The sequence below is a fragment of the Parasphingorhabdus halotolerans genome, from assembly GCF_012516475.1.
GTDB classification, from domain to species: Bacteria; Pseudomonadota; Alphaproteobacteria; order Sphingomonadales; family Sphingomonadaceae; genus Parasphingorhabdus; species Parasphingorhabdus halotolerans.
The window spans coordinates 905132-918830 of sequence record NZ_CP051217.1; the positions used below are offsets into that span (position 1 = coordinate 905132).

Here is a 13699-nt window from a genome sequence, read left to right on the forward strand (position 1 = left end):
TTTAACCGGAAAAAACCGTCATTGCGAGGAACGAAGTGACGAAGCAATCCAGAGCGTCGGTGCGTGCCGCTCTGGATTGCCGCGCTTCGCTCGCAACGACGAGAGGCTAAGACTGACTGGAATCCAAATCCTTAGCAAAGGCTCCGTTCGTCCTGAGCTTATCGAAGGACGATTGTTCGTGTCGGCTGTGGTTGAGCTTTGCTCGCCCTCCGGGTCGACAGGCTCAGCACGAACGATGTATTCTAATCCCGCTCCAAGTCCTGCGCCACCTTGGGATGGTTCAGCAACTTCTCGACATGCTCGGCCGTATCGAAGCTATCGTCCGCCAAAAACTTCAGCTTCGCCGCATATTTCATTTGCACCCGCTTGGCGACTTCCTTCTGGAAGAACGCGGTGTTGGTCTTTAGCGCCTTGAGCACATCCGCCTCATTCGCACCCAGCAAGGGTTTCACAAACACCGTTGCATGGCGCAAATCCGGCGACATACGCACCTCGGTTACGCTAACGCTGGTCGCGGTGAGCAATTCATCATGCACCTCGCCGCGCATCAGCAGCTCCGACAAAATATGCCGAACCTGCTCGCCCACACGCAGCAAACGCACCGAGCGGCCTTCAGGAGATGTATCGTTATATTTTGCCATAATCGTACAACACGTCATCCCGAACTTGTTTCGGGATCTCCATCGGGGCGAGATGCTGAAACAAGTTCAGCATGACGACCTTCCTTAAAGCACCCTTTCTTTCTCCGTAACCTCAAACACCTCAAGCATATCGCCCGGCTGGATATCGTTGGTATCCTCCAGCACAGCACCACATTCCATACCGGCACGGACCTCTTCGACATCGTCTTTGAAGCGGCGCAGCGAGGCGATCGTGGTTGCGCTGACGATAACATCGTCGCGGGTGAGACGGGCGAATAGACCCTTCTTGAGCGAACCTTCGGTAACGAGCAAACCAGCGGCCTTGTCTTTCTTGCCGGATTTGAACACCTCTTTTACTTCGGCGCGGCCCATGACGTTCTCGATCTTCTCAGGACCAAGTTCACCGGCCATTTCGGCGCGGATTTCATCGGTCAGATCATAGATGATATCGAAATATTTCAGGCGGACACCATCGCGTTTGGCAATCTCGCGCGCCTTGGCATTGGGACGCACGTTAAAGCCGATAATCGGCGCGTTGCTCGCCGCCGCCAGCGTCACGTCGCTCTCGGTAATTGCGCCGACACCGCTGTGCAAAATGCGCACCTTGATATCGTCATTCGAGATTTTGTTGAGTGCCTGCACAATCGCCTGGGTGGAACCCTGCACATCGGCTTTCACCAGCAGCGGGAATTCCACCGCCTGATCAGCCGCAGCAGAGAACATATTCTCAAGAGAAGTTGGAGCTTGGGTAGTGCGCTGCAGTTTCTCCTGCTCGGCGCGATAGGCGGCAACTTCACGGGCGCGGGATTCATTCTCCACTACCGTTAGCTTATCACCGGCTGATGGTACGCCAGACAGACCGAGCACTTCGACCGGCACCGATGGTCCGGCCTCTTTGGTCTGCTTGCCCTTGTCATCAATCAACGCCCGTACTTTACCGGTGTGCGGACCAACGACAAAAATATCGCCGCGTTTCAATGTGCCGCGCTTGACCAAGACAGTCGCCACGGGGCCGCGACCTTTGTCCAGTTGCGCCTCGACCACAATACCTTCTGCCGCCCGATCCGGACGCGCTTTTAGCTCAAGCAATTCCGCTTGAACGTGGATTTTCTCCATGAGTTCATCAAGATTGATTTTCTTGAGTGCGGACACTTCCACATCGAGAACATCACCGGACATTTCCTCCACAATCACTTCATGTTCGAGCAAACGGGTTCGGACCGTTGTTGGATCAGCGCCTTCCTTGTCGATTTTGTTGATCGCCACAATCATCGGCACATCGGCAGCTTTGGTATGGTTGATCGCTTCAATCGTCTGCGGCATCAAGCCATCATCAGCAGCGACGACCAATATTACGATATCCGTCACATTGGCACCGCGCATCCGCATTTCGGTAAACGCTTCATGACCCGGTGTGTCGAGAAATGTAACGGTGTCGCCGTTTTTCATTTTAACCTGATAAGCGCCGATATGCTGGGTAATCCCGCCTGCTTCGCCCTTCACCACATCGGTGCCGCGCAGTGCATCAAGCAGAGAGGTTTTGCCGTGATCAACATGGCCCATGATCGTAACAACCGGTGGACGCGGTTTCAGCGTTTCTTCCGGATCAACATCTTCTTCGGTTTTGATTTCGACGTCAGAAGCAGAAACACGCTGGATCGTATGGCCGAATTCTTCGACCAACAGTTCAGCCGTATCCTGATCAATCGTCTGGTTGACGGTGACCATGCTACCCATGTTGAACAAAGATTTGACGAGGTCAGCGCCCTTCTCACCCATACGCTTGGAGAGTTCCTGCACGGTAATCGCTTCTGGCACGATCACTTCGCGATATTGTTTTTCACGCGGTTCGCGCGGTTGGCCCGAACGTTGCGCGCGCTTCTCTTTTTCGCGCGCGCGTTTGAGCGCTGCTAGCGAGCGCGCGCGTGCCGCACCATCTTCACCGCGCAGAGCACTGGTAACAGTCAGCTTGCCCGATTGGCGGCGATCATTGCGCTCCGCTTTTCCAGATTTGGCTTTCTCCGGTTTCGCGCGTTTTGGCGATTCAACCGGCGTAAATTTCCGCGCTGGCGGATGTTTCGCCGCTGCCGCAGCTTCTTCCGGTTCTGGAGCAGCTGAGGCATCTGCCGCTGCATCAGCAGCCTCGGCAGCCGCTTTTTCAGCAGCGGCTATCTCTTCCTGCGCCTTTTTAGCAGCCTCTTCCTCAGCCTTTCGGTTTTCTTCAGCCCGCTCTTTTTCTTCAGCGGTTTGAGCCTTTTTGGCCTTGGTATCACGCTTGCGCGCTGCTTCATTGGCCGAAAGACGCGCTTCTTCCGCTTCACGCAGCAATTTGGCCTGCATTTCCTGACGAGTCAGGGCATCCGGTTTCGGAGCGACAGGTGCTGGCGCAGGTTTTTTAGCCTCTACCGGCGCGGGTGGTGGAACAGGGGTTTCCTTGATAATGTCCTTGGCCGCTTCCTGCGCGCCCGGCTTTCCTACAAGTTTCTTGCGCTTGACCTCGACCACCACCTTGTTGGTGCGGCCATGACTAAACGTCTGCTTGACTTCGCCAGGTTCAACCGAGCGCTTAAGCCCCAAAGGCTTGCGTGCAGGTTTTGACGTATCTTTTGTATCTTCACTCATCGAACAGACTTAATCCTTAAAATATATAAACTTCAATATGTTGGTCGCTTCACTTCAATAAACTTATGCAACCTTCTTTTCGTCTTCATCATTCTCTTTATCAGAACCGATGAAGTGCCGCCATCTTTCCAGATTATGCGATATTCGCCCCGCTGCGCGCTTGTCGGTTATCCCGATATGCACCACATTCTGGCGGCCCAATGCCACAGAAAGCCCCTGCCGGTCCACCGGCAATATTTGCCCATGAATATCCTGCCCTTCGCGGTCGCTCCCGACGCGCCAAGCCTGATCCAGTTTGGAATTGCCATCGCGGCCCGCATCCGACGCGTGTAGCAGCATAACCAGATCGCCCTGCCGCGCCGCTGTTTCAATTTTCTCGGAACCCGTCAACAAAGTGCCGCCGCGCGCTTCCAGTCCCAATCTGTCTAATGTGGCGCGTTCCAGCGCTTTTTCAATGAGCTGAGCGAGATTATCGGGGATATCCAGCTTACCGGTCTTGAACGCCCGCGAAAAAGCACCTTTGAGTTGACCTTTTGCATGCGCCACCTCTAGAGCGGCCCGATCAACGCTAATCCATGCGCCCCGTCCCGGCGCTTTCGCGCGAACATCCGGAGCGATCTGGTCATCGGGGCTCAACGCCAAACGCACCAATCCATCCTGAGGAAGACTTTTCCCAGTCAAAATGCATTTACGGTGTGGCGCGCTTTCTAGTTGATTAGAAGGCGTCTCATTGGGGAGCTTCCGCATTAGCGTCCTCCCCATTTTCAGATTCAGCTTCTTTCGCTGTAGCCGGAGCTTCGCCAGAATCGGAACCGTCTTCGTCTTCAAACCAATGCGCGCGGGCAGCCATGATGATTTCATTGCCCTGTTCTTCGGTGAGGCCATATTCGGCCAATACGCCGTCGGGCTCAGGCTTGCGATTATCATTGCGGCGACGTGGCTCTGCTCTGCGCTTGAGAACCAGTTCATCGGTCGCCAGATCAGCAACATCGTCCAGTGTCTTGAGACCCGCTTCACCCAGAGTCACCAGCATGGCTTCAGTCAGGTGTGGCAGCTCGGCGATGGAATCTTCGACTCCCAATTCGGTGCGCTTCTCTTTGGCAGCGGCTTCCCGGCGATCCAAAGCTTCCTGCGCACGGCTTTGCAGTTCCTCAGCGAGTTCATCGTCAAAACCTTCGATGCTGGAGATTTCTTCGCGTGCAACGTAAGCAACCTCTTCCAGTTCGCTGAAACCTTCTGCAACCAGCAGCTGCGACAAAGTTTCATCGACATCCAGGTCTTCCTGGAACATCTCGGTGCGAAGCGCAAACTCGGCCTGACGTTTCTCGCTGCTGTCAGCTTCGGTCATAATATCGATGGCGAGGCCGGTCAGCTGTGATGCCAGACGCACGTTTTGTCCGCGGCGACCAATGGCCAAGCTGAGCTGATCGTCAGGAACAACCACTTCGATACGTCCTTCTTCCTCGTCAATCACCACGCGGCTCACGGTAGCGGGCTGCAATGCGTTGACCGTGAATGTTGCGATATCTTCCGACCAAGGAATAATATCGATTTTCTCGCCCTGCATTTCCTGAACGACAGCCTGAACGCGACTACCCTTCATGCCCACGCAGGCGCCAACCGGATCAATCGAGCTATCATGGCTGATCACGCCGATTTTTGCGCGCGAGCCCGGATCACGGGCGGCAGCCTTGATTTCAATAATACCGTCGTAAATTTCCGGCACTTCCTGCGCAAACAGCAAGCGCATGAAATCAGGATGGGCGCGGGAGAGGAATATCTGTGGTCCGCGATTTTCACGGCGAACATTCATGATCAGCGAACGCACACGGTCACCAACGCGCGCCGCTTCACGCGGAATTTGCTGGTCGCGGCGGATAACGCCTTCAGCCCGGCCAAGATCAACCACGACATGGCCAAATTCGACCGATTTCACGACACCGGTGATAATTTCTCCAGCGCGGTCTTTAAATTCTTCAAACTGCCGCTCACGCTCGGCATCGCGAACTTTCTGGAAAATCACCTGTTTCGCGGATTGTGCGTCGATCCGGCCCAAATCAACGGCAGGAAGCGGGTCAACGATAAAGTCACCGACTTTCGCGCCTTTTTCCAGCTTCTCGGCCTGTTTCAGATCGACCTGCTTGAAATAATCCTCAACTTCTTCAACGACTTCAACCACCCGCCACAAGCGCAGGTCGCCGGTTTGCAGATCAAGCTTGGCGCGGATGTCGTTCTCCGCACCATAGCGCGCACGCGCTGCTTTCTGGATCGCTTCTTCCATCGCCTCTACGACGATCGCCTTGTCGATCATTTTTTCCGAAGCAACTGCGTTTGCAATCGCTAGCAGTTCAGCTTTATTTGCAGAAATGGCACTGGCCATGTTTAATCTTCCTGTTCTTCCAGAGTGTCTTGTTCAATTTCATCCGCGCCGTCTGCTGAAACCGGGATGGTTGCAGCGATCAGGGCATCGGTCAGAATCAATTTCGCGCTATGCACGTTCGACAGCGCCGTCTCCTGACTGCCTGCCTTGCGATCGTCAATCTTTATTATCTCATTTTCAATGCCTGCGAGCAAGCCACGCAATTGTTTCTTGCCGTTAACCGCATCAATTAAATTGATCCGCGCTTCGTGCCCCGCCCAATTTGCATAATCCTTCCCGCGTGTAAGCGGGCGATCAATACCTGGTGAGCTGACTTCAAGCCGATAGGCATGATCAATCGGATCGCGGCCCTCGTCTTCCATCGCATCAAATTTGTGCGAGATACGGCGAGAAAGTGCAGCGCAATCATCAATGTTCAATTGCCCGGTATCTGGCCGCTCTGCCATGATTTGCAGTGTTGGCTCATCGGCGCCCGATATGAACTGCACGCGCACCAGCTCAAAGCCGAGCGCTTCAGCTTCCGGTTCAATCAGGTCGATAATGGCAGTCAGTTCGGTCAAATGTGGTCCTGTATAAGATGACATGAGTTTTTGCGCCGGCCCCATTAGGCGCCAGCCCCTCAAAATCTCACAATGTCGGGATGACTGCTAATTAGGGCGTGATTCCCAACAATGCAATATATATGTTTCAGACCGCGACGATATTATACACGAGTTGCACGATATAGATCACCAGAAGAAGCCCGCCTTCCCAGCGGCTTATCTTGCGCCCCGTCGCTGCAAAGATCATCAACAAGACCGACGCCGCAATCAGCAGCGGCAGCCCGTATCCGGTAATTTCGACCGGGATGGTACCCGGCGCAATCATTGCTGTCACGCCGCCGATAAGCAGCAGGTTGAAGATGTTGGATCCGAGCACATTGCCCAAAGCGACTGCGCTCGCGCCTTTGTAAGCGGCGATTATCGACGTCACCATCTCAGGCAAGGATGTTCCAATCGCGATCACGGTCAATCCGATCACGGCCTCGCTCATACCAATCAAACGCGCAAGGTCAACCGCGCCCTCAACCAGCCATTTACCGCCAGCAATAATCATCACGATACCGGCGATCAGGATTAGCGCGGAGCGCCAAAGCGGCTGTTCATCATGCAAATGCGTGTCCGTAACTTCCAGTGCTTCGGCTTTCTCATGCAGTGCCGTTGCGCCCGCCGGTTCCGTTTGCTCGGCCCAATAAGCGTAGCCGAGATAGCAAACTAAGGTAGCGATGAACAAATATCCAATGCCCGCAGAAACGCCGCCATTCATAGCAACCAGCCACAATATGATGGTTACGCCAAGCGCCAAACCACCATCTCGCCACAACGGTCCGCGCGGAACGACCATTGGTAATATCAGTGAAGCTGCGCCAAGGATCAGCAGGCTGTTGGCAAGATTGGAACCGACTACATTACCCCATGCGATACCCGGTGATCCCGCCCGTGCCGCCTCTACGCTGGCGACCAGTTCCGGAGCGGACGTGCCAAAACCGACGATAGTCAAACCGATCAAAAGTTGCGACATCCCGGCCCGTTCAGCGATCCGAACCGCGCCACGCACGAGCAATTCCCCGCCGACGATGAGAACGATAAAGCCAATAATGAGGGTGATAATCGGGATTAGCATAGCAGCCTATTTGTCATTGCGAGCGCAGCGACGCAATCCAGAGTTACTATTCACCGCCTTGGATTGCCGGGTCGCTATGCTCCTCGCAACGACGAAACTAACCATTCCGCTTGCCAAGCAGTTTCAGTCGCAACGCATTCAGTTTGATAAAGCCTTCTGCGTCTTTCTGATCATAAGCTCCTGCATCATCTTCAAATGTAACAACTTTTTCATTATACAAGCTGTCCGGTGACTTGCGCCCCACAACATTGACCGATCCTTTATAGAGTTTCAGCCGCACCGTACCGTTCACCCGCACCTGACTATGGTCGATCGCCGCTTGCAGCATTTCGCGTTCGGGGGAGAACCAGAAACCATTGTAAACCAGCTCGGCATAACGGGGAGCAAGCTCATCTTTCAAATGCGCCGCGCCGCGATCGAGCGTCAATTGCTCAATGCCGCGATGCGCGGCGTGATAGATTGTTCCGCCCGGTGTTTCATACATGCCGCGTGATTTCATACCGATGAAACGGTTTTCGACCAGATCAAGCCGGCCAATGCCATGCTCGCGGCCATATTCGTTGAGCTTCTCCAGCAGCGTGGCCGGAGACATCGCTTCGCCATTAATCGCAACGCCGTCTCCGCGCTCAAAATCAATCGTGATATATTCTGGCGTATCGGGAGCATCTTCGGGATTGTTGGTCCGCGAATAGACATAGTCAGGGACTTCTTCCCACGGATCTTCGAGCACTTTGCCTTCCGACGACGTGTGCAACATATTGGCGTCGCAGGAAAAAGGAGATTCACCGCGCTTGTCCTTGGGAATGGGAATTTGGTGTTTCTCAGCAAATTCTATCAACCGCGTCCGGCTGGTCAAATCCCATTCGCGCCACGGCGCTATCACTTTGACGTCGGGATTGAGGCCGTAATAGCCAAGTTCAAATCGTATCTGGTCATTGCCCTTGCCCGTCGCGCCATGCGACACGGCATCCGCGCCGGTAAGCTTCGCTATTTCAATCTGGCGTTTTGAAATCAGGGGCCGGGCGATCGATGTGCCGAGCAGATAAAGTCCCTCGTAAAGCGCATTGGCGCGCATCATCGGAAAGACAAAATCCTTCACAAATTCTTCGCGCAGGTCTTCAATAAAAATATGCTCCGCCTTAACGCCCAGCGTTTCTGCCACGCGGCGTGCGGGGCCAAGCTCTTCGCCCTGGCCCAGATCAGCGGTAAAGGTAACCACCTCACACTGATATTCCTGTTGTAGCCATTTCAGGATAACACTGGTGTCCAGGCCGCCGGAAAAGGCCAAAACCACACGTTTTACAGAATCGCTCATTTAACTTGCTTTCAGAGAATTGAAGGCCGCGCCTAACAGGGTCCAATTTTCCGCGCAATATGATATACAGAAATCATGAGGAGAGGATAATGGCCAAAGAAGAAATGAAAACCAAACCCACTGATGCCGATGTCACCGCGTTTATCGCGAAAGCGGAACCGGAGCGGCGCAAGGAGGAAGCACATCAACTCATCGCGCTGTTCCGCAAGATCACCGGCAAAGAACCCAAAATGTGGGGGCCAAGCATCATCGGCTTTGGCAGCTATGACTATAAATATGAAAGCGGCCGCGAAGGCACCTCGATCCGCACCGGCTTTTCCCCGCGCAAAGCCAAACTCAGCATCTATATAATGGGGGCTTACTGCACACCCGAAGCACAGGCGGAACAGGAACGGCTATTCGGGCTGCTCGGCAAGCATAGCGTTGGCAAATCATGTCTGTATATCAACCAGCTGGAACAGGTGGATATGGGCGTGCTGGAGCAACTGATCCGCAATAACTGGGATTTGATGAATGAGCGTTATCCCGAATAATCAATCGCGCAAATTCTTCTCCGTCTCGCCGATATAATCGCGTGTCAGCGGCAATTCGCGACGGTTGCGGCTGAACTGGATCTGGTAGTTACACATGCCCCCGCTTTCAAACGCAGCTGTCGCGCCTGCCAGATAGAAGGTCCACATGCGATAGAAGCGCTCGTCATAGAGCGCGATGATCTTCTCGCGGTTTTGCACCGTCCGTTTGTACCATTCCCGCAGGGTGAAGGCATAATGCAGCCGCAGCGTCTCGATATCAGTATGCATCAGCCGGTAATGCTCGCTCGCTTCCAGCGTCTCGCTCAGCGCCGGAATATAGCCACCGGGGAAAATATATTTCCGCGTGAACGCATCGGTGCCGCCGGGACCTCCCATCCGGCCAATGGTGTGGAGCAACATCACCCCGTCTGCAGTCATCAGATTGGCGCAGGATCGGAAGAAGGTGCGGAAATTGGGGGTGCCGACATGCTCGAACATGCCGATCGAGACAATCCGGTCAAACGCCCCCGCCTCGCGCTGTGCAAGATCGCGATAATCAATCAGCTCGAATTTCACTTTGTCGGAAACACCAGACGCTTCCGCGCGTTGCTGCGCCTTTTTCAGCTGCTCTTCGCTGAGCGTAATCCCGAGTATTTCTACCCCGAATTTCTCATGCAGGTAAAGCGCCGTACCGCCCCAGCCGCAGCCAATATCCAGCACGCGCTGGCCGGGTTTCAAATCAAGCTTGGCGGCGATATGCGCCTTCTTGTCCAGTTGCGCCTGCTCCAGCGTCATATCCGCCCCGCGCCGGTCAAAATCCCAGTAGGCACAGCTATATTGCAGGTCATCATCGAGGAACAGGTCGTAGAGATCATTGCCGATATCGTAATGATGCGCGACATTCGATTTCGAGCGGGTCAGGCCATTCATCCTGTCCAGCCCGCCGACAATATTGTCTTTCAACCGCTTGACCGCGCCAGGTTCCTTGAGCTTGCCGCCGCGCTCCCACGGCCGATTGGCGCGGATCAGGCCAATCAATTCCATGATATCGCCCTGCTCGACCACCAGCTTGCCATCCATAAAGGCTTCGGCCGCGCCCAGACGCGGGTCGGATAAAATTTGTCGGATAACACCCCTTTCGGTTAGCCGAACAGCGACATCAGGAAAACCGGGAGCGGGCGTACCGAATTTTTCAACCTGCCCATCGGCATGGGTGATCTGCAGACTGCCCTGGGTGATCAAACCACCCAGAAAACGACCAATTAAAGACATTTACGACGCTCCTTATTGGCAAAATCAAATGCCTGCATACCACTCATAATTATTGGAATCTTCCCAGTAACCACCTTTACCTTTCCCAATGCTTGCCAGCGATTCCACCGCCTCAATCGCCGTAATAAATTTCGCATGTTTATAGCCTAATTGCCGCTCGACCCGTAGCCGCAACGGCGCGCCGTTTTTAACCGGAAGGCTCTCGTCATTGAGTTGATGCGCAATAATCGTTTGCGGGTGATAGGCGTCGACCAGATCAATGCTCTCATAATAGGGCGTGCCACTAAAATCATCGGCACAGCGGAACACGATATATTTTGCGCTGTCCTGCAATCCCGCCTGATCGAGCAACAGCTTGAGCGGAACGCCTGTCCATTTGCCAATCGCGCTCCAACCTTCCACGCAATCATGCCGGGTGATCTGGGCGCGCTGCGGCATGGCGCGAATTTGATCCAGCGATAGGCTGAGCGGAGTATTCACGAGACCTTTTATCTCCATCCGCCAGCTGGCAAAATCTCCGGCGACCATCGCCTGATATTCCGGCGTATCAATGTCGCGATTGCCGTTGCCGCGAAAACTCCGCGATAAATCCGCTTCGGTAAATTCCCGCGCCAGCGCCATACGTTCACCGAGCGAGCGATGCAGTGCCATATTGGCCCCTTCTGCGCTTTCCAACACGCCGCGAAATGCCGGGCTTTTGTTGAGCGCATCACAGCCGGATAGCAGGCCGCCTGCGCCCAACGCAGCGCCAGAAAGCAATTTGCGGCGCGTTAGCGCATTGCCGTTCATCCTGAGCGGATTGCTGATCCCGTTATCACTCATGACCCGTTTCCTTTCCGCCAAATATCATATCGCGCATCTGGCTAATCGGGCCAGACAAAAGCACTAGCAATATGTGCACGACGAAAAACGCAAACAGGCCCCAGGCTGCAATAAAATGCAACGAGCGCGCCGATTGCCGCCCGCCGAAAACATCCAGCAGCCATGGCCAGTTCGCATTCATTGCCGGTGACATGGTGATACCGGTAAATATCATCAGCGGGATGAGAATGAAAATCACGAGAGCATAGGCGAATTTTTGCAGGACGTTATAGTTATAGTTGCGGTCACCGTGGTTGAAATCAAACTTCAGATGCGCCGCGATGTCTGCCTTGATCGATGAAAGCCGCCATTCCGGACGTGTTATATGGATGTCGCGCTGCAGATGTTTATTCATGAGCGAGATCACCAGAAACAACGTCAGCCCAACTGCTAACACCCAGGCAAAAAACAAATGCCAAAGCCGCGCATCGGCCAGTGAATAATAGCCGGGAATGGTGAGCCAGTGCGGAAACCGCTCCAGTATGAGCCAAGCCTCGCCAGGATTAAAACCCGCTTCTCCCCAGTAAAGCCGCGGATGCGCGTTGAAAATATTTAACCCGCTCATGAATAGGACGATCAGCGCCAGCGCGTTTATCCAGTGCCACAGGCGGGTTGTGAGGCGGTGCTTCGGCCTGATTTTGCTGGTGCTATTGGTCATTTCAGGGCCCATGATAGTTTGGTATTCGCCAAAAGAAAGTTTCTCGTTACACTAAGCCAAGGTTTTTGAAGAGGTTAGAATATGCCGCCAAAAAGCGAAGTCATAAAAATCGAGTCCGATCCGCTTGCGCCTTTCGCGATTGCGCCGGGCTGGCGGGCAGGAGATTTGCTGTTTCTTTCCGGTCAGGCGGCGATTGATGCCAGCGGTGCGATTGTTGGCGCGAATGATTTTGACACGCAGCTCGCTCAGGTTTTTGCCAACATTGATACTGTGCTAAATGCTGGCGGCAGTCGCATGGAGCGTATCATCAAGGTAACGATCTATCTCACGGATATAACCAATTTTCCGAAGATCGTTGAGGCACGTAAAAAATATTTCACACCGCCCTATCCCGCCGACACCACATTGGAAGTGAGGTCTCTCGCTCTACCGGAGTTAATGGTCGAGATTGATGTCATCGCTACGGTTTGACAGCGTTCAACCCAAAGCCGCCTGCTTTTCTTCGGCCAGCCGATCCAACTCCGCGCGGGATTTCTTTTCGCTGGCTGATTTCAACTGCCCGCAAGCCGCCATAATGTCGCGACCGCGAGGTGTGCGGATCGGCGCGCTGATGCCAGCATCGAAGATGATCTTCGAAAAGGATTTGATACGCTGGGGCTCGGAACATTCATAGTCGGAACCCGGCCAGGGATTAAACGGGATCAAATTGACCTTCGCCGGCAAATCATATTGCCGCAGCAAGTTCACTAATTCGCGCGCGTCTTGATCGCTGTCGTTTTTGTCTTTGAGCATCACATATTCAAAAGTGATCCGCCGCGAATTGCTGGAGCCAGGGTAATCCGCACAGGCTTGCAGCAGCTCTTCAATACTATATTTGCGGTTCAGCGGAACAATCTCGTCGCGGGTTTCTTTATTTACCGCGTGAAGGGATATGGCGAGATTGACGTTAATCTCTTCCCCCGCCCGCGCGATCATTGGCACGACCCCGCTGGTGGACAGCGTGATCCGGCGACGGGAAAGCGCCAGTCCCGAACCATCCATCACGACCTTCATGGCATCGCGGACATTTTCAAAATTATAGAGCGGCTCACCCATGCCCATCAACACGATGTTCGTTAGCAAGCGCCCGTCAGATTTGTACGCCTGATTATATTCCTTGGTGTTCTCGGCGTCTTCATCATCGGCGAAGTCCATCACGCCCTTGGGCCATTCCCCCAGAGCATCGCGCGCCAGCATAACCTGCCCGACAATTTCACCCGGCGACAAATTGCGCACCAACCGCATCGTGCCGGTGTGGCAGAAACGGCAGTTCAATGTGCAGCCAACCTGACTCGAAATACACAAGGTGCCGCGATCATCATCGGGGATGAAGACCATCTCGTAGTCTTGGCTGTCGGCAGATCGCAGCAACCATTTCCGCGTGCCGTCTTCGGAGAGATGCGCCTCGACAATCTCCGGGCGACCAATGACAAAACGTGCATCCAGCCAAGGTCGCAACGACTTGCTCATGTCCGTCATCAACGCAAAATCAGTAATCCCGCGATGGTATATCCAATGGAAGAGCTGCTTGGAGCGCAACTTTCCCTGTTTTTCGTCAAGGCCCGCTTCGATCAGAACATCGCGTATTTCAGACTGACTGAGCCCAATAATATCCACCTTGCCGTCGTCGCGCGGCGTGACCTTTGCGGGCAAGGGAACAGGATCAATATGGCCGGGAATCTGCATGGGACGGCATATAGGTGCGATTGGAAGCAAATGCTACATTTTGATCAACGG

General features: G+C 54.1%; 13 protein-coding genes. 2 read left to right on the forward strand and 11 right to left on the reverse strand.

What is annotated here, in order from left to right:
* Window positions 1-242: 242 nt before the first annotated feature.
* From rbfA to HF685_RS04425, 7 genes are all read right to left on the reverse strand, one after another.
* Window positions 243-641 (reverse strand): 30S ribosome-binding factor RbfA, encoded by a 399-nt coding sequence (gene rbfA / locus HF685_RS04395; RefSeq protein WP_168818461.1) that lies wholly within the window; start codon window positions 639-641, stop codon window positions 243-245.
* A gap of 84 nt (window positions 642-725) precedes the next feature.
* Window positions 726-3263, reverse strand: a complete 2538-nt coding sequence (gene infB / locus HF685_RS04400) for a translation initiation factor IF-2 (protein WP_168818462.1) — start codon at window positions 3261-3263, stop codon at window positions 726-728.
* Between the two features lie 63 nt (window positions 3264-3326).
* Entirely contained in the window at window positions 3327-4010 is a 684-nt protein-coding gene (locus HF685_RS04405) for a DUF448 domain-containing protein (RefSeq protein ID WP_168818463.1), read from the reverse strand.
* Entirely contained in the window at window positions 3991-5643 is a 1653-nt protein-coding gene (gene nusA, locus HF685_RS04410; RefSeq protein ID WP_168818464.1) for a transcription termination factor NusA, read from the reverse strand. Before nusA ends, HF685_RS04405 begins: the two co-directional genes overlap by 20 nt.
* Window positions 5644-5645: 2 nt before the next feature.
* Window positions 5646-6203 carry a ribosome maturation protein RimP gene (gene rimP / locus HF685_RS04415; protein WP_246218742.1) on the reverse strand — a complete coding sequence of 186 codons (558 nt, stop codon included), beginning with the start codon at window positions 6201-6203 and terminating at the stop codon, window positions 5646-5648.
* A 127-nt stretch (window positions 6204-6330) separates the two neighbouring features.
* Window positions 6331-7305, reverse strand: a complete 975-nt coding sequence (locus tag HF685_RS04420) for a calcium/sodium antiporter (RefSeq protein WP_246218743.1) — start codon at window positions 7303-7305, stop codon at window positions 6331-6333.
* Between the two features lie 97 nt (window positions 7306-7402).
* Window positions 7403-8620 carry an argininosuccinate synthase gene (locus tag HF685_RS04425; protein ID WP_168818466.1) on the reverse strand — a complete coding sequence of 406 codons (1218 nt, stop codon included), beginning with the start codon at window positions 8618-8620 and terminating at the stop codon, window positions 7403-7405.
* Between the two features lie 89 nt (window positions 8621-8709).
* Between HF685_RS04425 and HF685_RS04430 the strand changes: the two genes are divergently transcribed.
* Window positions 8710-9153: a DUF1801 domain-containing protein gene (locus HF685_RS04430; protein ID WP_168818467.1), complete on the forward strand. Its 444-nt coding sequence runs from the start codon at window positions 8710-8712 to the stop codon at window positions 9151-9153.
* Here HF685_RS04430 and HF685_RS04435 read toward each other — a convergent pair whose 3' ends face one another.
* From HF685_RS04435 to HF685_RS04445, 3 genes are read right to left on the reverse strand one after another with little or no spacing between them, the layout of a single operon-like run.
* Window positions 9154-10404, reverse strand: coding sequence for a class I SAM-dependent methyltransferase (locus HF685_RS04435; RefSeq protein ID WP_168818468.1), 1251 nt, complete (start codon window positions 10402-10404; stop codon window positions 9154-9156).
* Window positions 10405-10428: 24 nt separating this feature from the next.
* Window positions 10429-11226: a molybdopterin-binding protein gene (locus tag HF685_RS04440; protein ID WP_246218744.1), complete on the reverse strand. Its 798-nt coding sequence runs from the start codon at window positions 11224-11226 to the stop codon at window positions 10429-10431.
* Window positions 11219-11923 (reverse strand): cytochrome b/b6 domain-containing protein, encoded by a 705-nt coding sequence (locus HF685_RS04445; protein ID WP_168818469.1) that lies wholly within the window; start codon window positions 11921-11923, stop codon window positions 11219-11221. The genes HF685_RS04440 and HF685_RS04445 overlap by 8 nt, the downstream gene beginning before the upstream one ends.
* An 81-nt stretch (window positions 11924-12004) precedes the next feature.
* Here HF685_RS04445 and HF685_RS04450 point away from each other — a divergent pair, with 81 nt between their 5' ends.
* A complete protein-coding gene (locus HF685_RS04450) occupies window positions 12005-12394 on the forward strand; it encodes a RidA family protein (RefSeq protein ID WP_168818470.1) in 390 nt (129 codons plus the stop codon).
* A 6-nt stretch (window positions 12395-12400) separates the two neighbouring features.
* On the opposite strand, the gene rlmN is transcribed toward HF685_RS04450, so the two are convergent.
* Complete coding sequence (gene rlmN / locus HF685_RS04455) at window positions 12401-13648, reverse strand: dual-specificity RNA methyltransferase RlmN (protein WP_168818471.1); 1248 nt, start codon at window positions 13646-13648, stop codon at window positions 12401-12403.
* Window positions 13649-13699 lie beyond the last annotated feature (51 nt).